The sequence below is a fragment of the Flavobacterium suzhouense genome (assembly GCF_042684765.1).
Taxonomy (GTDB): domain Bacteria; phylum Bacteroidota; class Bacteroidia; order Flavobacteriales; family Flavobacteriaceae; genus Flavobacterium; species Flavobacterium suzhouense.
This window is the reverse complement of record NZ_JBHUMD010000007.1, coordinates 414730-434713: the sequence shown is the minus strand read 5'-3', so window position 1 is coordinate 434713 and position 19984 is coordinate 414730. Positions and strand designations below refer to the sequence as shown.

The 19984-nt window shown below is 38.0% G+C and carries 17 protein-coding genes; 2 read left to right on the top strand and 15 right to left on the bottom strand.

All coding sequences use genetic code 11. The features are described from left to right. The first annotated feature begins 74 nt into the window (after window positions 1-74). Entirely contained in the window at window positions 75-755 is a 681-nt protein-coding gene (locus ACFSR3_RS07215; protein WP_147278030.1) for a hypothetical protein, read from the top strand. On the opposite strand, the gene tsaB is transcribed toward ACFSR3_RS07215, so the two are convergent. Genes tsaB through ACFSR3_RS07200 form a run of 3 tightly spaced genes read right to left on the bottom strand, consistent with a single transcriptional unit; the run spans window position 756 to window position 4051 of the window. After that, the gene (gene tsaB, locus ACFSR3_RS07210) at window positions 756-1415 is read right to left on the bottom strand and encodes a tRNA (adenosine(37)-N6)-threonylcarbamoyltransferase complex dimerization subunit type 1 TsaB (protein ID WP_379820358.1); all 660 of its coding nucleotides are present in this window, start codon (window positions 1413-1415) and stop codon (window positions 756-758) included. Between the two features lie 3 nt (window positions 1416-1418). Continuing rightward, on the bottom strand, window positions 1419-2717 hold the full coding sequence (locus ACFSR3_RS07205) for an efflux RND transporter periplasmic adaptor subunit (RefSeq protein ID WP_379820357.1): 1299 nt from the start codon (window positions 2715-2717) through the stop codon (window positions 1419-1421). Between the two features lie 2 nt (window positions 2718-2719). Continuing rightward, window positions 2720-4051 carry a TolC family protein gene (locus tag ACFSR3_RS07200; RefSeq protein ID WP_379820356.1) on the bottom strand — a complete coding sequence of 444 codons (1332 nt, stop codon included), beginning with the start codon at window positions 4049-4051 and terminating at the stop codon, window positions 2720-2722. Window positions 4052-4186: 135 nt separating this feature from the next. Between ACFSR3_RS07200 and ACFSR3_RS07195 the strand changes: the two genes are divergently transcribed. Further along, window positions 4187-5581, top strand: coding sequence for a DUF4403 family protein (locus tag ACFSR3_RS07195; RefSeq protein WP_379820355.1), 1395 nt, complete (start codon window positions 4187-4189; stop codon window positions 5579-5581). Between the two features lie 47 nt (window positions 5582-5628). Here ACFSR3_RS07195 and ACFSR3_RS07190 read toward each other — a convergent pair whose 3' ends face one another. The 12 genes from ACFSR3_RS07190 to sov form a co-directional block, all read right to left on the bottom strand. After that, window positions 5629-5865, bottom strand: coding sequence for a hypothetical protein (locus ACFSR3_RS07190; RefSeq protein WP_379820354.1), 237 nt, complete (start codon window positions 5863-5865; stop codon window positions 5629-5631). Between the two features lie 11 nt (window positions 5866-5876). After that, window positions 5877-6461 (bottom strand): DUF420 domain-containing protein, encoded by a 585-nt coding sequence (locus ACFSR3_RS07185; RefSeq protein ID WP_379820353.1) that lies wholly within the window; start codon window positions 6459-6461, stop codon window positions 5877-5879. Continuing rightward, complete coding sequence (locus ACFSR3_RS07180) at window positions 6461-7090, bottom strand: SCO family protein (RefSeq protein ID WP_379820352.1); 630 nt, start codon at window positions 7088-7090, stop codon at window positions 6461-6463. The genes ACFSR3_RS07185 and ACFSR3_RS07180 overlap by 1 nt, the downstream gene beginning before the upstream one ends. 2 nt (window positions 7091-7092) lie before the next feature. After that, window positions 7093-7767, bottom strand: a complete 675-nt coding sequence (locus ACFSR3_RS07175; RefSeq protein ID WP_379820351.1) for a hypothetical protein — start codon at window positions 7765-7767, stop codon at window positions 7093-7095. Between the two features lie 76 nt (window positions 7768-7843). Next, a complete protein-coding gene (locus ACFSR3_RS07170) occupies window positions 7844-8197 on the bottom strand; it encodes a cytochrome C oxidase subunit IV family protein (protein ID WP_114756347.1) in 354 nt (117 codons plus the stop codon). A 21-nt stretch (window positions 8198-8218) separates the two neighbouring features. Continuing rightward, a complete protein-coding gene (locus tag ACFSR3_RS07165; RefSeq protein ID WP_114756346.1) occupies window positions 8219-9208 on the bottom strand; it encodes a cytochrome c oxidase subunit 3 in 990 nt (329 codons plus the stop codon). Between the two features lie 47 nt (window positions 9209-9255). Next, complete coding sequence (locus ACFSR3_RS07160) at window positions 9256-9834, bottom strand: cytochrome c oxidase subunit 3 (RefSeq protein ID WP_379820350.1); 579 nt, start codon at window positions 9832-9834, stop codon at window positions 9256-9258. A 2-nt stretch (window positions 9835-9836) separates the two neighbouring features. Then, on the bottom strand, window positions 9837-10739 hold the full coding sequence (gene cyoE / locus ACFSR3_RS07155) for a heme o synthase (RefSeq protein WP_379820501.1): 903 nt from the start codon (window positions 10737-10739) through the stop codon (window positions 9837-9839). Window positions 10740-11041: 302 nt separating this feature from the next. After that, window positions 11042-11785 carry a deoxyribose-phosphate aldolase gene (deoC, locus tag ACFSR3_RS07150; protein WP_379820349.1) on the bottom strand — a complete coding sequence of 248 codons (744 nt, stop codon included), beginning with the start codon at window positions 11783-11785 and terminating at the stop codon, window positions 11042-11044. Window positions 11786-11834: 49 nt separating this feature from the next. Further along, the gene (locus ACFSR3_RS07145) at window positions 11835-12152 is read right to left on the bottom strand and encodes a VanZ family protein (protein ID WP_379820500.1); all 318 of its coding nucleotides are present in this window, start codon (window positions 12150-12152) and stop codon (window positions 11835-11837) included. A gap of 46 nt (window positions 12153-12198) precedes the next feature. Next, window positions 12199-12579 carry a glycine cleavage system protein GcvH gene (gene gcvH, locus ACFSR3_RS07140; RefSeq protein ID WP_114756341.1) on the bottom strand — a complete coding sequence of 127 codons (381 nt, stop codon included), beginning with the start codon at window positions 12577-12579 and terminating at the stop codon, window positions 12199-12201. 58 nt (window positions 12580-12637) lie between these two features. Next, a complete protein-coding gene (gene sov, locus ACFSR3_RS07135) occupies window positions 12638-19981 on the bottom strand; it encodes a T9SS outer membrane translocon Sov/SprA (protein ID WP_379820348.1) in 7344 nt (2447 codons plus the stop codon). Window positions 19982-19984: the final 3 nt, after the last annotated feature.

Genomic DNA, 19984 nt, shown 5'->3' with positions numbered 1-19984 from the left:
AACATAGTAACTTTTTATATTAAAAACTATATTTGCTTCCTATTAAAAAAATTGCACAAACTATAATTCCAAAAATGAAAAATTCAAGACTATTTTACGTTGCGACATTTGCGATAACATCAGTTGTCGCTAATGCACAGGTTAATCAAACACCTGTAACTGCAGGGGGAAGACAAATTACAGTAATGAAAGAAGAAAGCCAGCCTGCTACTGGCTCGATGTTCGTTACTGAAAAATACATGCCTGCAAAAATATCTAACATGGATAACACTGTGTTAGTACGCTATAATGCTTATGCTGACAACTTTCAGTTAAAAGACCCTATTGCAGGTTCAGAAAGAGTATTACCTCAGGAAGCAGGTGTAACAATTACCTTTACAGGAACAGCAGATGTTTATACCGTTCAGGAATATAAAACTGAAAAAGGAGAGGTAGTTACCGGATATTTAAGCCTGGTGAGTGACAACCCAAATGTAAAAATCTACAAACGAGAGAGAATATTCCTTCAGCCGGAAGTTTTCCCTGCAAGCAGCTACCAGACTTATAAAGCAGCTGCTTACAAAAAACTTGATGATGAATTTTATATTAAAATAAAAGATCAGAATTTACAGTTTTTCTCGGGTAAAAAAGATCTTGCCAAACTTGTTCCTTCAAAAAGTAAAGAAATCCTTGATTTCATAAAAAAGAACAAACTGGATGTTGAAAAACCAGCAGATTTAGAACAGGTAGGAGCTTATATCAACAATAATTTATAATTATTTTCCTGCGATAAAATCCTTAAGATAAAAAGGTTCAAAATAGGCAACATCTACGGTGTTGCCTTTTTTATAACTATCAAATGAAAGAGCTGCCATTTCGTTAGCGGAAGGATACAGTATCTCCTCATGATATACAAAGCGTTCCGATGAAAGCACTTCACGACATTTAGAAGCCCCATCACCCAAAAGATGTATTACTCCCTCAAATTGAGTAAAAGAATCTGAAGTTATTATTTCAGATTCAGTATCCCTTACCTTATTACATTTTGCATCAAAAACAGCCGTATAAACTTCCATACGACGGGCATCAATCATGGGAATTACAACACCCTCTTCTATAGCAACTTTTCTCGCAAGTAATTCAAGAGTTTCTATAGCAAACAAAGGTATGTTTAATGCATAACAAAGCCCTTTTGCCGCTGAAACACCAATGCGTAAGCCTGTATATGACCCAGGCCCCATGCTTACAGCTACAGCAGTAAGATCTTTAAAAGAAATACCTCCTTTTTGAAGTACTTCTTCAATAAATACATGTAATTTTTCAGCATGGGCATAGCCCTCTCCTGCATATTCGGCCAATGCAACTGCTACCCCATCTTTAGCAAGACATACAGAACAGTTTTTAGTAGCCGTTTCAATATTTAATATAAAAGCCATAGCTTATTTTGCTTCTTTATCTTTTGGTTTTACCCTAACCTTATCATTAGGCGCTAATTCTTTTGAAACGATATTATAAGGTCCTATAATTACTTCATCTCCTTTTTTAAGTCCTTTTATCACCTCTATATTAGTATCATCCTGAATACCTGTAGAAATTGGTCTAAGAACAGCCTTATCACCCGATTTTACAAATACACATTCGTGCTTTTTAGTTGTAGTACCTTCTTTTAATTCCTTTTCCTTCTCTTCCATTTCCGCAACAATATCTTTCTTCACAGCAGTAGTATCGGATTTCACCACTACCGCACTAATTGGAACTGCAAGAACATTTATTTTGTTTTCTGTAATGATATCCACTGTAGCAGTCATTCCGGGTCTGAAGGGAGAGTAATTAGCCGGTTTTCCTTTAGTCATATCTTCATATGATTCTTTAAGTATTCTAACCTTCACTTTAAAGTTAGTCACCTGGTCCGCTGTAAGGTCACTGCTCGCCGAATTTGAAATACTGGTAACAACACCTTTAAATTGTTTTTTCAGGTAAGCATCTACTTCAATATTAGCAGCATCACCAATATCTATTTTAACGATATCATTTTCATTAACATCAACTTCTACCTCCATATTATTCAGGTTAGCCACCCTTAATATTTCAGTACCTGTCATTTGTTGTGTTCCCACTACTCTTTCTCCAAGTTCTGCATCCAGTTTTGAAATGGTGCCATCGACAGGAGCATATATCGTAGTCCTGTTCAGGTTATCTTTTGCCTCAGTAACCGTTGCATTTGCGCTTGCTACATTATAGTAAGCCGATTGTTTAGAAGCAATTGCAACTTCATAAGCCGAAACGATCTTATCCCATTCTGATTTAGAGATCACGCCTTTCTCAAAAAGACGTTTGTTTCGGTCATAATTAGCTTTAGCCTCTTTAAGCTGTGCTTCTGACTGACTTAGACCAGCTTTCGCAGTAGACAATGACGCTGCAGTCCTGCTTACCCCCGACTCATATAGATCCGGGTTAATACGCACTAAGAGATCACCTTTTTTTATCGCCTGACCTTCTTTAATAGGTAATTCGATAATTTCCCCTGAAACCTCAGATGATATTTTCACTTCTACTTCAGGCTGTACCTTACCTGTTGCAGAAACAGTTTCTATAAGATTGATTTCTTTTACAACTGCTGTTTCAACTTCTTTTCCCTCTTCATTCTTACCCACAACACCAGATTGTTTCAGCACTATCAGCAGAACGATAATAGCTACTAACCCGCCTAATAAAAGATAAATTGTTTTTTTTGACATGACTATTGTTTTTGGTAGATTGGTATTCCGAAGTAGAACTCCAGTATTTTTACTTTAAAGATAAAATCATATTTGGTTCTCAGCACCTCTGACTGAGCATTTACAGCAAGCGTTTGTGCCTGATTAAGGTCAAAAACATTGATAAGACCTACTTCATATCGCTCTTTTGCATATTCTAGCGCCTGAGCTCTCGCTTCTTCTGCTGAGACTGCAGCATCATACGCTTTAAGTGCACCCTGAGCATCTGTAAAGGCTGTATATACACCACGCTCAAGGTCTACATTTTGCTGATCAAAAGTGAGTTTAGACCTTTCAAGAGCAATCTTATTACGCTCAACAGTATTTCGTGTGCTAAACCCATTGAAAACAGGAATACTAAGCTGGAATCCGTAGGTATGACCTTTGTAATCATCAACCTGACTCCAGAAAGGATCCGGTAAAGCTGAGGATGCTCTGGTATTAAAATTATAGAAAGCTGATAATGATGGCTGATAAGCTCTTCTTGCAATCTTCACATCGGCTTCAGCCAAATCTAAATTAGCCTGTGCCAATTTTATTTCAGATCGCGTTGTTTTTGCCTTTTCAAAAATTGCCTGAGGAGATTCTGACAATACTACACTATTCTCTTTCTTATAATCTTCGTCTGCAATATCAAAAGTTTTAAAATCATCCAGCTGCAGCAATTGGGCAAGACTTAACTTAGAAATCAACAACTGGTTCTCAGCCTGAATTACTTTTTGCCTGTCAAGCTCAACAGTAGCGTTAATATCTAACAGGTCCCCTCTTGGTATTAGGCCTCCCTCAAGAAGTTCTGAAGAACGTTCAGACTGTTTTATATCTGTCTCCAGCTGTTGCTGTTGCACTTTAAGATTCTCTCTGTTAAATAATATCTGAAGATATGCGTTAGCCACATTTAAACTAATGTCATCCTTCATCTTCTGCAATTGATACTGAGAGGCAACTATAGCCATTTTTGACCTTTGAAAACGCAACTGGTTCTGCAATCCCTTATATACATCAGTCTGTGCAGAAGCATTAAAAGTACTGTTGGCAGTAGTAAGAACCTGGTTGATACCCGTAATTGGGTTCTGGTTAAGACCAACATTCCACGAATGATTTGCCGTCATATTGATTGCAGGAAGAAAACGACCAATTGCATCGCTTTTGTCTACTTCAGTAAGATTAAGATCGAGTTCTGACTGCCTTACTGAAATATTGTTTTTTAGAGCATATTCTACGCATTCCTGTAATGTCCACTTTTTATCCTGAGCCTTTAGCCGGGATGCAAAAAGTGACATCGCAAGAAAGAATATCACACAGAATTTATTTTTCATAGATTGATTGATGAGTTTACAAATTTACCCAAATTATCTAACGTTACTATACCAAATATATTTTTATTCGACGAATTTGTGCTGAAAATGTTACAAATAAAAAACTAATTTTGCCTAATATTCTTACTATCCCAAATGAAAACATTATTATTTTCAAGTTTGTTGACCGCTTCAGTCCTCCTAAGCGGATGCTCATCAACAAAAAAAATAGAAGCTCTTAAACCGGAGCCGAGCAATAATACACCTTTGGTTTACCAAAGCACCAATTCTTTCATTAATCTCCCCGTGTCTATTACCATTTCCGATATAGAAACACAGGTAAATAAACTGCTTACCGGAATGGTTTATGAAGACAAGAACATTGAAGACGACAATATCGCTATGCAGGTATGGAAAACGGCTCCTATAAAATTTTCTGAACAGACCGGAAAATTACAAGTAATTGTTCCCATAAAAGTTACTGCAAATGTGCGCTATGGTACTTCAGCGCTTGGTATGAACCTGTATGACACTCGTGAAGTAAACCTTGACGGCATCGTAACCTTAAAAAGTAAAGTAGGTTTATCCAACTGGAAAATGAAAACCGATATTACAATCGAATCTATTGACTGGAATGAAAGCCCTACAGTTACCATAGCAGGTAAAAAAGTCCCGATTACCTATGCTATCAATCCTTCAATCAAGCTTTTTAAGTCAAAAATTGAAAACAAGCTCGATGAGGCTATGGCTAAAACAATGGATTTTAAACCGCAGGTTTTGGATGCACTCGAAAAAATAAGCACACCTTTCCTGACCAGTGAACAATACGAAACATGGTTTAAGCTAAATCCTATTGAACTATATGCTACCGATGCTGTTCTTAGCAAAAAACAAGTAACTCTGGAAATGGGCCTAAAATGCTCCATGCTTACCATGGTAGGTCAAAAGCCAAAAAACACCTTTAAAAAAGAAGACATTGTACTTAAAGCGGTAACTAAAATGCCTGATAATATCAGTGCTGTAGTAGCTGCCGTTTCAACCTACGAAAGCGCATCGAAAATTATAACCAAAAATTTCCAGGGACAAGAATTTGGATCGGGAAAAAGAAAAGTAACAGTACAGAAAGTTGACCTTTGGAATAAAGATGGAAAAATGGTTGTTGCCCTGGACATGACCGGCAGCATAAATGGTACTATCTATCTTACCGGATATCCAAACTACAATGCCATAACCAAAGAAATATACTTTGACCAAATGGATTATGTACTTAGCACAAAGAGCGTATTGATGAAAACCGCAAACTGGCTTGCGGAAGGCATGATACTTCGTAAAATACAGGAAAACTGCCGCTACTCAATAAAGGACAATCTGGACCAGGGAAAAAAGAGCTTGCTTCCTTATCTCAATAATTACTCTCCTATGGCAGGTATATTTGTAAACGGGACATTGAATGATTTCGAATTCGACAAGGTAGAACTTACAGACAAAGCCATTATAGCATTCATAAAAGGTTCCGGAAAAATGGATCTGAAAATTGACGGGATGAAGTAACCAACCAGTCCATAAGTAAAAAAGCCGTGCTAAGCACGGCTTTTTTACTATTCTGCAAGATCATCTTTTTTCTTGTTCCTTAATCTGTACACAGCATACCCAACAAGACCTACAAGTAAATAAGGAAATATCATCAGGTAAACTATACCATCATTAACCGCCTCTGCTTTTACATTACCATCACTGCTTTCTAATGCCGCACGACACATAGCACATTGCGCATTTGTTGTTACTGAAAAAAGCATTATTAGCGATAATGCAAAAAGGTATTTCATTCTCAACATAACAATTCGAATTAATTATAATATGGAGAAATCATAAGGTAAACTATCACTCCTGTAACTGCAACATATAACCACATAGGATATGTAATCCTTGCAAGCTTCTTATGTCTGACAAAACTCTTAGAAAGCGCACGCACATAAGTCAGCAATACAAAGGGTATTATAATTACTGATAATAAGATATGCGTAAGCAATATAAAATAATACAGATAACGTATACCACCTACTTTAGCTTTTTCCATTGCATCGGCGATACCATCATGATTCATATCTCCAAAAGCCGTAGATTCCGATGTCATGTGATAAGCAACATACATTCCTAAAAAGGCAACTGAAAGGCAAATAGCAAACTTCATCAGTTTTTCATGCAAATCCTGCTTCCCGTTTTTAATGGCACGTACGGCTACAATAAGCACTACCGCAGTAATACCGTTTATTGTAGCATAAATGGGAGGAAGAAAAGTCAAAGGTTTTACATCAAAACCAAAATCCTTAAGTTTTACAACCATCAGTAAGGCTACTACCAACGGGATCGCCAGTGATAGTATTATTATCCAGATATTGTATTTTTTTTCAATAGCGTTAGTATTATCCATTACTCTTCTAATAATTTTTTAATATCCTCTTTAATATCTTTTACACCATTATCATCAAGTCCGTCATAAAAAGCAATCGGATTACCATACTGATCCCTTCTGCTGCGAACGTTTCCCTCTTTATCAACTAAAGCAAAAAGCCCCGAATGCTCAAAACCACCCGGTGCAGTCTTATCAGCACCAGCATACAGGTTAAACCCTTTCTTCGCCAGATTATAAATATATTCCCTGTCACCCGTTAAAAAATGCCAGTTATAATGTTTAACCCCTAAAAGTTCAGCATGTTCTTTTAAAACTTTTGGAGTATCATATTCCGGATTGATCGTAACCGATGCAATTCCAAATTTAGGGTTACCATAAAACTCCTGCTGAAGCAGTAGCATATTCTGGTTCATTTTTGGACAAATGGAAGGACATGTGCTAAAGAAAAATTCAACTACATAAACCTTACCCAGGTAATCTTTATCAGTTATCACTTTATTATTCTGGTCTGTTAACTTAAATTCAGGAACACGACCTATGGTAACTAAATCAGATTTTTGGAATTTTTCAACAATTTTTGGCACAGCCCATATACCGAATATCAGGATTATGAATGAAATCCCAACATATGAATATTTATTCTTCATAATTATATTTCTCTCTTAACCCCCTTCAGATTATTATTCTTTTTCAGTGCCAAACGATATTCCCTAAGCAATATCTTAATATCATCCGTCATTTCATTATGAAGCTCAGCGACAATAAAAGAATTATATCCATCTTTAAATTCATATTTGCCGGTCTTTTTATCTTTCATCTTCCCGTCTCTACCCCTAAGTTTACGGTTCTTATCAACAATGAAAAGATAATAAGTACCATTATCGGCATCCATAGGTTCTTTAACTTTAAGAGAACTATGGAATTCAGCAATCTGATTAGGCTCTACAAACAAAAATCTCCAGTTAGAAATATCAGCCATAACTTTAAGTTCAGCCATAACTTTCTCAACTTCCTGCTCTTCACCTTTAGGCATAAGCATCACAATCTGAAAATCAGTAAAGCCTTTATACTTATTGTTTATTTTTTCATTGATATTAAAAACCGTTTCCTTTTTTTTAGTAATATCATTACCCAAAAAACCAACGATACTTATGCTTCCCTGAAGGGAAACAGGTTTATTATCTAGTGTACCCCCCTTAGGAAGTTCACTCACATTTTCAGTAATGACAGGTAAATTAAGGGCATTATGTTTAGCCAGTGCAAAATAGATATAACACGAAAGAGGCAAAACAAGAAGTATGATCAGAACAATTTTCTTTTTCATGGTAATAAGGAAAGCATCCGAATGCAAAATTAAAAAAAAGGCGGTTTAAAAACCGCCTTTTATAATTAATGTGTTATTAGAAAATCCACTTATAATTGTGAGCTGTTCCAAACACTTCAAAAACATAATTACCTTCTATCAGCAAGATGAACACTAAATAGATAATTAGGAATACTAACGGTGCCACAATAGACCACCTTAGACTGCTCTTCTCACCCTCAAGGTGCATAAACGCCCACATAATGTAGTAAGCCTTTACTATAGTAAGAATAATGAATATCCAGTTAAGCAAATTCATCTGGGCAAGATGAGTATCATGTAAAGATGCCGGTTTAGCAATACCAAGTATCACCTCTACAATTGTTATTATTGATAACAATCCGAAAACTGTCCAGATTCTTTTTGTATTAGATTCGTGCGAATGTGCCATGATAAATACTTTTAAATAAAATTAAACAAGGTAGAAGAATGTGAACACAAATACCCACACTAAATCTACAAAGTGCCAGTAAAGACCAACTTTCTCAACCATCTCGTAGCTTCTTCTTTTTTCGTATGTACCAAGCAATACGTTAAAGAAAATAAGCACATTAATCATTACACCTGAGAATACGTGGAAACCGTGGAAACCTGTAATAAAGAAGAAGAAGTTAGCGAACAATTTGTGTCCATACTCATTTCTTATAAGGTTAGCACCTTCAACTACGATAGTAGCATCTTCAATTCTCTTAAGAGACTCTTCTCTGCTTAATACCTCTTTGTGTTTCTTAACAATCTTTTCCGTTCTCACAAGAACTTCAGGATGAGCTTTAAGCCCTTCTTTAACTTCTTCAACAGAATAAGTTGGTAAAGCAGCAGTTTCTTCAAACCAAATACCGTTACTTCTTACTTTGTTAACACGATCAGTAGGCAGTGTTGCAGCAAAATCTGCAAGAGCAACCCTTTCGTATTTACCATTCTCTCCCATCTTCACAAACTGAAGAATAGAACCACCCTTAGTTTCTACTGCTCCAAACTCACCTTTGATGAAGTTTTTCCATTCCCAAGCCTGAGAACCAAGGAAAATAAAACCACCAACGATAGTTAGCAACATATAGATTGCAACTTTGGTTTTTTTCAGATGATGACCTGCATCTACTGCAAGTACCATTGTTACTGAAGAGAAAATTAGTATAAATGTCATGAATGCCACATAATACATCGGTGCATCAACACCATGCATAAATGGAAAGTGATTAAACACCTCGTCGGCTATAGGCCAAGTTTCAATGAATTTAAATCGAGAAAAACCGTAAGCTGCAAGGAATCCCGAGAAAGTTAGCGCATCCGATACGATGAAAAACCACATCATCATCTTGCCATAACTTGCTCCCATAGGCTCATTTCCTCCGCCCCATGTTTTACCTGTAGTAGTAGCTGTTGTAGTAACTGTCGCTGCCATATAAAGTTATTGGTTAAAAAGTTTCCAAATTTACACTATTTTTTCTATTAATAGAAATAGAAAAATAAAAACAAATATACCCATAAAATATCGAGAAAGTGCCAAAACATTGCACCTAACTCTAATCCAAGGGTTTGAGAAGCATTGTATTTTTGTTTAAAATGATTATAAATTACAACAAGCAATACAATAAGCCCCGCAAACAGGTGCAACATATGCACAACTGTAACTATATAAAGGAAAGAAGTAGTAACTGTACTCTCCGGTCCGGTAAAATAATACCCCTCTTTAATCACCTGTGAAAACCCATTAAACTGAGCCAAAACAAAAGCAACACCTAACACAAGTGTAACTATAAGCCACATCCCTGTTGCCTTCGTATCGTTTTTCTTAATCGAAAGCTTCGCCATATGAAATGTTATACTGCTGGCTAAAATCACAACCGTGCTTATTACAAAAGCAGACGGTAAGACAAAATCCTTCACCCAGTCAGGCCTTGACGAACTTACAACATAGGCACTGGTTAACCCCGCAAACATCATAAACATGCTTATCATGGCAAACCATAATATCATTTTTTTAGATCTGGCATTCCTTTCGTTATGCTCTTTAAGAGACATTTCCATAATTATCGAATAAATTTATCAATCACATATATAACCTGAAGCAATGAAATGTATGAAACACTCACCAGCATCAGTTTTTTTGCCGCCGCTGCGTCCATCTGCTTATACAATTTAACTGCATAAACCAGCATCCATAAACCTAAAAGAAACACAACCACAGCCGACACTACACTAAGCTTAAGTTCACCCGTAAAACCTGTTACAGGCAACAACGAAGCAATTATAAGCCAAACCGTATATAAAATTGTCTGTAATGCCGTTTTTTTATCTTTCCTGCCCGTAGGTAACATAAAGAATCCCGCCTTCTTATAATCATCATACAAGAACCAGCCTATTGCCCAAAAGTGCGGAAATTGCCAGAAGAACTGAACTAAAAACAATGTTCCGGCTTCGACACCAAACTCGCCGGTAGCAGCAACCCATCCTAACATGAAAGGTATGGCCCCAGGAAATGCACCAACAAAAACCGCAAGAGGTGTCTTAGTTTTAAGCGGTGTATAAATACTAGTATATAAGAAGATTGAAATAGCCCCAAACATAGCTGTTTTAGGGTTGATGCTATATAAAATCGCAATACCTATAATCGTAAGGACTGCACCTAATATAAATGCAGTTTTTACAGACATTTTACCTGAAGGCACCGGACGACTCTTAGTCCTGTCCATTAAAGCATCAAGATCTTTTTCTATGATCTGGTTAAAAACGTTTGAAGCCCCAACCATACAATAGCCACCAATAGTAAGAAGTATAAGAGTAGCCCAACTGAAAGGATAGAATTCGGAAAACCCTAAAAGGTATCCGGCTACAGATGAAAAAACAACACTAATAGCCAGCCTGGCTTTCGTTATTGCAACAAAATCTGCAAATAGAGATTTAAAAGATATCTGATTTTCCTGAGCGTTCAAAATGATTTTCATTGTATTTCAAAAACTCCGGCAAAGATAGTCCAAAAATCAGTAATCCCTCAAAAGGACTGCAAAAAAGATGCATTATAAATAATTTTAAAAAAACATTATTTATAACGCAACCTTTTCAAGGTTTTATCATCTATACTATGTAACCATCTCATAAATGGTTTCGCTAAGTTAAGTTGCTACAGGAAAAGATAAATTTCGTCGGGAAACATTGCTATGAAAAAGAAATAAAATCCGCTTACGAAATTTGCTATGAAAAAGGAAAACCTTCCCGTTTGGGAAGGTTTATTTTTTTAATAGCCTCCGGATCCGGCATCATCATTAATGATAGCCTTCGCCGAAGACGTACCTATACGCTTAACCCCTATAGCAATCATCTGCCTTGCCTCTTCCAAAGTACGTACACCTCCTGCAGCTTTGACCGGCAAGGGATAGGCATTTTCAAGCATAAGCTTAATTCCTGACAAGGTCGCCCCATTAGGAATTCCATCCCTGGTCTTGTAAAATCCTGTAGATGATTTTACATATACTTTTGAATAACTGCTTTCATCGAAATTTGTAAGCACTACGTTTTTAACTAATGCACTCAACTGTACAATTTCATGATCATTCAGCGCAGCTATTTCTATAATCCACTTTACAATTTTGTTGTGCTCTAAGCCCAAACGTGTACATTCAAGCACCTGGTTTTTCACAGCAGCAACATTACCGGCCTTAAAACCTTCATAATCCAGCACAAAATCAAGATCATCAGCACCATCTTCAATAGCCTTTTCAGCTTCAGCCAACTTATCTGCCAGCGAGCCTTGTCCTGAAGGAAAGTCAATAACGGTTCCAACCGTCACTTTACTTCCGGCAGCATCTATCATTTTACGCGCTATAGCAACCACCTCCGGTCGAATCATAACCAACTTGTACTTTTCGGTTATAGCTTCCTGCACCGTGTTTTTAACCACTTCATTATTTTCTGCTTCGGTCAATCCTGCCTGTTCTGCAGTCTTTAAATAGGTCGAATCTAAATATTGTCTTATATCCATTTGTAATAAAATAAAAATCCCTTTCCAAAAAACGGAAAGGGATCATAATCTATTTTTTCAACTTCTGACGAAGCCATAATATTAAAATTCCAAAAGCACTCCCTGAAGTATTAGCAATTACATCTAAAATCTCAGCATTACGTCCCGATGTAAACAGCCATTGGCATATCTCGATTAAAACACCATAACTTACCGCTGTGATAAAAGCAAAAGCAAACGACTTCTTCAATACACCCCACTTTAGTTTAAAGTCTTTATAAAGCAACAAGGTTAATACAAAATAAAAAACAAAATGTACAACCTTATCTTTATGAGGTATAACCAACCAGGCAGCAGTAGGAATTTTAGAAGCACTGACCAGACACATATAGGTTATAAACAGAACCCATACAATAGTGGCCAGTACAAACCTATTAGGCACCTATCAGCTCTTTGTATTGTTCGCTGCTCAATAGTTCGCTCTCCTCAGACGGGTTAGCGATTTTCACTTTAACCATCCATCCGTCACCGTAAGGATCAGTATTTACTTTCTCAGGAGTAGTTTCAAGAGAATCATTGAATTCAATAATCTCACCAGAAAGTGGAAGGAAAAGGTCAGATACTGTTTTAACAGCCTCTACTGTACCAAAAACCTCGTCTTTATCAAGAGTCTGATCAAGAGTATCAACTTCAACATATACAATATCACCAAGCTCTTTCTGAGCGAAATCTGTAATTCCTACAGTAGCGATATCACCTTCAATTTTTACCCACTCGTGGTCTTTAGTGTACTTTAAGTTTGCTGGAATATTCATCTTAGTTTGTTTTTGGCAAATGTATGTTTTATAAAAATAAATGTAAAATGTTTTTCTATTAATTTCCGAAATTATATCTCAGCGTAAATCCGGTACGGATATTCGTTAACGGATATGATGTTGATATAACAGCTTTAGAGAACGAATGATCGTAATAGAATATCGCAGTCAGGTTTTTACTGAATGCATAATCCGCTGTAAGCTTAATAGACCAGATATTTTGTCCACCACCCAGTTGGTTGTTGTCATAATCCAAATAACGAACAATAGTTTCGTTCTTTCTTAAAGAGAAATCGGTCTTGATATTGATATCACTCTTAATAGTATTGGTAGGGTTATCCGCAAGACTGGAATTAATTATAACATCTTTAATACGATAACCTAAACCTATAATATATTCATTTCCTTTCACCTCTGTAAGAAGGTTGTTATCAAAGCTCATGTTAAGTGATCTGTCTTTACGTATCTCAGCAAGGATCTTAACTGAATTCTTCATTTCAAAATCAACACGAATAAGCGGATTAAACTGCTCCATAAGGTTAATGTTCGAGATAATATTCTTGTTGTAGAAGTTACCTTCTCCGTTATTATCACGAGCAATATCTCCAGTAGCATCGTCCACACCATAATCAAAATTCGAGCGGTAAGCATTAACACTATATGTTGCTTTGTAACCATGCTGTAATGAAAAACGCTTAAACTTATCTTTAAAAAACTTATAACGCATCAGGCCGGTATATTTAACAATCCAGTTAGGAAGAGGAACATCCCTAAGGAAACCGGTTGAAACTTTAGAAGCGTCCTGACCAGAGTAAGCCGCCATAAATGCAGGAAGCAACACCGCCTGGCTGTTTCGTCCAAAACCTACAGGATAACCTGCATTCGCTTTAGAGAAATCACTATCAGTTGGGTTATCTGTATAAACAGGGAAGCTTGTTGTACCATAATGTTGTGCAGCAAGCCTGTTAGCAATTACAAGCCTGTTCTCCCTCATTTGGTTAAAGGCGTCAGAACCATTTACATCACTCTTACTGAATGCTGTACCTATAAGTATGGTCGACATCTGGAAATTACCAAATGTATATGGAGACCTTGAGTTATAATCTAACACCCCATCATTATTAATATCACTAACATCATATTGCTCCGAGTAATTATTAGCATAATCCCTGTTTGCAGTAAGATCAATAGTGAAATCAGGAAATAAATCTACCCTTGCAGTAAGATCAAGCTCTTTAGTATTAACCTGCGTAAAATTCTGGTTGTATTCCGGATACAATGTCAGATACCCGTTGCGGGCAGCAATCATACGTACATCATCATCCTGACTACCAAAAATAAAATCAAGTGTAGGTTTACTTGTTCCAAAGAAACCTATACCCGGAAGATATCCCGGAAGCACAGTTCCATTCGTTTCTGTATAATTCACCTGAATATTCTTCACACTGGTAAGTACCCCTATCAATCCATTAACAAATGGATTACCATCTGTTGCCGGTTTAGGTGCAGCAGTAATTTTTTCACCAGGTTTTGGTGCTACTTTAGGAGCTGCTCCGTTTACAGGTTTCTTTTTACCGGTAAGACCAACATACTTATATAACTGATCTAAATTCAGTGTCGTATTCAGCTTTTGCATGTTTTTATTCTGAACAGTATTACCCAAATCATACTGTAAATTACCAACATAAGCTGTTGCCAACGCGTCATTAGAACGTAACCACCCGTACGATCCACCATACGAATAAGTAGCCTTAACAAAACTTAATGCAGGTATTTTATTAATCGGTAAATCGTAGTTCAGTAAATAACTCTGATCGTGCTGATTTGTTTCACCCATGTCCCAGAAATCACTCCAGATATTATAACCCTCCATTGGAGCCCCTCTCTGATCGAGATAATTCCTTACAATGTTACTCGTAGCTACGGTATAATTAAGCTTAAGCGATCTTGTTATATTATAATTAAAGCCGTATCTGTACTCAAAGAAATAATTTCTTCTGTACAATGGACTAATCGGAATACCGTCAACATCAACATTCCTGAACTCCTGCCTGTTAAACTGCCTCATGATATTAGTACTGAAGGTAATATTGTTAGGAAGGTAATTAAAATTAAAATCCTGCAGTATTTTCCAGTACTGGCTTTTCTTCATATAAGCATTGTTCTTAAGCGGCTCTATAGCTTTAGGTTTAAATGCAAAATTGTAATCTACCCCAGTTTTCAGCTGTTGATCAAGAAGACTCTCAATCTCATAGTCATGGTGATTCGTCTGGTTAAACGAATAATTAAAGGTTAAGTTTTCCGGATCATAAATATGTTGTTTCTGCTCAGGAGCCCTATCCTTTTTAACACCTATAAAGTTGATACTTTTACGCTTGGTATAATCAATAGCCCTATCACGCAGGTTGTCTTTCTCAGCCTGATCATTTGTATTGTCAATCATCTGTTCAAGCTTAACATCCTGCTGGAACGGGTCATATTCAGGTGTAATTATCTCTTCACCTACTCCATAGTTAAATGGCAGGTTAATTCCCCATTTCTTAGGAAGCATCTTACCAAGGTTAACATTGGTAACAATATCATACTGCTTAGTATCTTCCCTGCTGCGCTCGTTAGGACTTTGCTCTATAGTACCAAAACCGATAGTACTCATTCTACCCGTTGCAGATACTGTTGCAAAATCTGCAAAGTTGGTATCCATACTTGCCACAGCAGCCATACCACCCTTGTTATCCATATCTGAAAGTCGAAGTTCATTAAACCATACTTCTCCTCTTAAATTTTGAGATGTATCGTTTCGAACCCCTAACATTAAAGTTCTAATGTTACCAAAGTTAGGATTACCCCGAATACCAATCCACATATGCGGACTCAATGAAGGGTCAAGTTCCTGAGCCGGTACATATACTACGCCATTTGCGTCTGGCTGAGGAACATCCCCATTTAGTTTTCGAACCTTAAGCTTGGTCAACGCATCCAGAGTAACCAGCATTTCGTTATTCTCAGGCCAAATATCTTCCGGAATTCTTGCAGTTTGTGGTGTAACCTCCAACTCCATTTGTACTTCGTAGAAGTTATCTGTAAAGTCATTACCAAAACGCATAAAACCTTTCATCTGATATGGCTGCAATGCCCTTGAAGTACCATCATCAGCCGGCAAAGCCTCAGCATGAAGGAACATTCTCAGCTTTTTAAACTGACGCATATCAATATTCACGTTTTTGAATACAGCACGTGAATCACCCGACTGAAGGCCATCGTCTGAACCTCCTGTAGGATCAGGATACACTCTTAACGACAGAGCCTGTTCATTTTGATTGATTACAGCATTATTGGTATACAATTGCTCTCTTCTCACTCCCGGAGGCGAAACATAAGGTATTGGCGAACGTGAACCATTTTCCTGAACGTTAAGCGCCACAACATCAAAACCTGTACGGTCATCAGTAGGATCTGCATCACCCGCCTGCAATGTACTTGTATATCTCCTCCATTCACCTCTAACAAGGTCAAGAGCCGCAAAACGAAGGGTAACCTCGTCTCTAAAGCCGGTCATTAACATCCTCATGAAACGAATAGAACGCACACTCTCAATACCACCAATAGGATCTCCGGCGTCAACAGGTATTTTATACAATAACCATCGCCCTTTAGCTTTATCACCTCCAGGTGTATCGCGATCAAAATTTCTTGTATCCACCAGATAGCCTTCACCCGGCATTTGTCCGGGAGTAATTGGAATTCGGTAACGATAATATGAATCAATAGTATTCATGGTATTATCCCTGTTGATATCTTCAGTATCCGGCAGCGTAGTAGAGCCTCTGTTATTACTGCTTATATCTACAGGAGAGTTACCCTGAGTACCGTTGTAATCTTTATATTTTTCTAACACATTCCCTGAAGCGGCAAGATAAAAACGATAGTTATCACCGGAAGGGTCTTCAAGACCTGAAAAATCCGGATATTTAATAGCCTCTTCACTATCTGTAAGCCCATCAAATCCTACATCCTGAACATCACGATTAGCCGTATTGGTATCAAAAGCATAGATAAGCGATTGCGACACCGGAACATCTCCCCATACAGATGAGAATACGGGCTGGTTACCCCCTGCCTCAGGCAGTCCGTTTTCATATTGTTTCCTGTTATCTTTCAGTATATCCTCCGAAATTTCACCAAGGTTTATTTCAAGAACACCTGTATTGTTCGGATCGATTCCGTCTCCACCATCAACTGAATATGGATCCATTACCCAAAACTGGATGTATTCCACATTGGTCTGCTCAAAGTTTGTTGAGTTAATGGCACGCATAATACCCGCCCAGTTATCTGTTGCTTCCGTTTCAGTAAATCGGAATCCATTAGCAGGAAGCGTTGGGTTAAAGTTATATGGTCCTCTTTCCTGCGGATAATAGCTAAGGTCTAGCGTATTTACTACAAGGCTTTGCCCCGGGGCCACATCGGTAACCGGATAAAGCTCCTGATAATAAATTCTTCGCGTACGGTTTGACGAAATATCTTCCGGCGGAACATCAGCTCCTCCCGCTCCCTGAGCATAGAATACAGGATCGATGCTATACCATGCGAGCTTTGCTCTTTTATATCCGTAAGAAAGATCATTAGCCGGAATAGGCTGTTCAGGTCCGTCTCCAAAAGCCGCCGGAGAACTCGAAAGCGTCCATCCAAGCGCAGAACGCATATCTATATTAGTTTGTGAACCCTCAAAATCTTCAACATAAGTAGTCGCTTCCCCATTAAATCGGTCAGCTTTAGAAGCTCCGGGCTTAAGATAAGCCACCTCACCTCTGAATGAGAAGTTAGAAGGCACATCGGTATCAAGATTTGGAAGTTTATTTACCAAACGGGTAAAGAATGGCACCTCTGTAGCATAATTTACATTAAACCCAAAGATGGTATTATTTACAGACTCCTGACCGTAGTTTGTTTTATTGGTAAACGGTCTTTCTGACATATTTAGCAAAGTACCGCCAATTAAGAACTTATCGTTGAATTTATGCTCGATATTAAATCCGGCAAAACGCCTTGTTTGTTGGCCAAATACAGAGTTATTCTCAACAGACACCTCAATAGGCGTATTTGATGCCTGAAGTGAAGGATCTAATATCTGCACCCTACCCAACTGGTAGTTCACCGTATAATCAACACCCTCCACAAGCACCCTTCCTCCGGCTGTAACCACAACCGAGCCCTGAGGCACGTTAAACGCACCAATAGGAATACCGTCTCCGCCGGTCGATTTGAATCGCCCTCTTAACTGAAACTTATTCTTTTGACTATCCTGCAATGCATCCGCCTGAGTACTCTTATATAGTTTTCGGAATACGTATTTTTTCTGGTTGTTATTTACATAACTGGTTTCGGGTGTGGTATTATAATCCGGTGCCGTTGGGTCTAGCTTATAGTATAAATGCTCTCCAAAAGGCTCAACGGTCGTAAAGATGATGCGCCCGTTATCGGTATCAACCGTAAGACCGGGTACAAAGTCAAAGAAACCATCACCATCAACCTGAGGGTCATTGGTATAATTTAGCCTGTCTACGTTAAATACACGTAAAAGTGGAGTATTAGCAACGGCTTCATCTTCAGGAGTAGATATGTTTTGCTCCGGTAATGGCGACTGATCATCAGCCGGTGTTATATAGTTTAACGGAGATGGATCGGTATATAAGATATTCATCCTGAAATCTTCCTGTGCCAGCTGGAAAGCACCCGGGATCATATAGATGTTTTTCATCATCAAATCCCATACCGGCTCAGAAGTATTTACCAGATTACTCTTAAGCATCTTAAGCATCAAACTCTTCGTGCTTGGTACAGGTGATGCTTCCGGAGTTGCGCCCGGAGTTACATCGGTAGCCGCAACACCATCAGTACCAAATTCACCCACCTGATATACTTTATCACCTACCGTATACTGATAAGCAACAGCAAGTACCTCGTCGTTATTCAGTTTTTGGTTTAAGGAAATATACCCCAATTGCGGGTGGTATTTATATTCACTTGTGGTAAGCTTTCTTGCATTCTCAAGTTTAGAATAATCCCTTCCTTCAGAAATTGGTCCTAACTGAGGATCAAAACTATTACCATCTACTGTTACAATTTCTCTTATCGAAGACCTAAGCCAGCCACTGGCAGTGCCAATCTTTTCGGGATCCAGCTTATTATTTTCGTTATCCGGAAACAAATTAAACTTACTTCCGTCAACCGCGTTAAAGAATTCATCAGTGGTATTAGCAAAAACACCAACGGTTTCTGCCGTAACTTCAGTGTTAGTATTAGGCTTAGTCATTCGGCTTTCTCCCAAATCCTGAAGCGCTATAATATTTCTCGAGTTATTTTCAGTTGCGTTTATCCTGTTTTGCCTGTTGGTTACCCAGACCTCAATACGGGTAATTTGCACCCTGCTGTAAATTTGCGGATACTGTCTTAACGCATTGTCGTAATTGTTCCTGAAGTATTGTGAAAGGAAAAAGTGTTTATCAGCATCATAGTCGAGCGCAAACATCTGGAAGTCCTGAATGGTTCCACCTCCCTGTGCGGTAACTGTTTTGGTTTGCGATTTTTGTTCAGAGAAGATACCCGTTACTGTTGTTTTACCAAACTGTAGGGCCATCTTAACCCCAAAAAGGCTTTGCGCCCCTCTAACCAGTGAGTTGGAAAGTGGGAAACTCACGTTACCCACCTCGATCTTCTGAATGATATCATCCTCTGTAGGAGTATATTCAAGTTTTATAAGGTTCTGGAATGCAAAGGTAGATTCGGTATCATAGTTTGCGGTTACATTAAGCCTTGTACCTACTTTACCCTGAAGGCTCATGGAAATTCGCTGGTCAAAGTCGAAGGTTAGGGTTTTTCGGTTTCGTGGTGATATTGCAGGGTTATCCTGTTTGGTATAACGAACCCCTAAGTCTAGCTCAACCGATCCCTGAGGTTTAATATCAATAGTATTACTACCAAATATAGTTTCGAAAAAGCTTGAATTCACATAATAACGCGGCAAAAGATTTTTTTGCTGTTCTTCAGTACCTTTTCCATCCATAGCATTGGATTTTTCCTGAAAATAGGTACGCATCGATTCCCTTAACACTAATTCCTGATACTGTTCGGGAGTTAGTATTATGGGATAATTTATATTAAATCCGTCAAACTTCTTAGTAAAGATATACTTGTTTGTAACGGGGTCATAGGTATATGCCTCTACTATACTGGTAGGATTCGGAATTTCGACTTTTCCGGTATTATATCCCTTTATAGTATCGCGTGATTCTTCCTCCTCTTCCGTTACCTGTGCCTGCACCGCAACGCCAAAAAATAAAAACAATACGGAAATGGCGTATTTTAAGTTCCTGCAATAATCTTTAGAGTAATCTGTTTTCAAGGA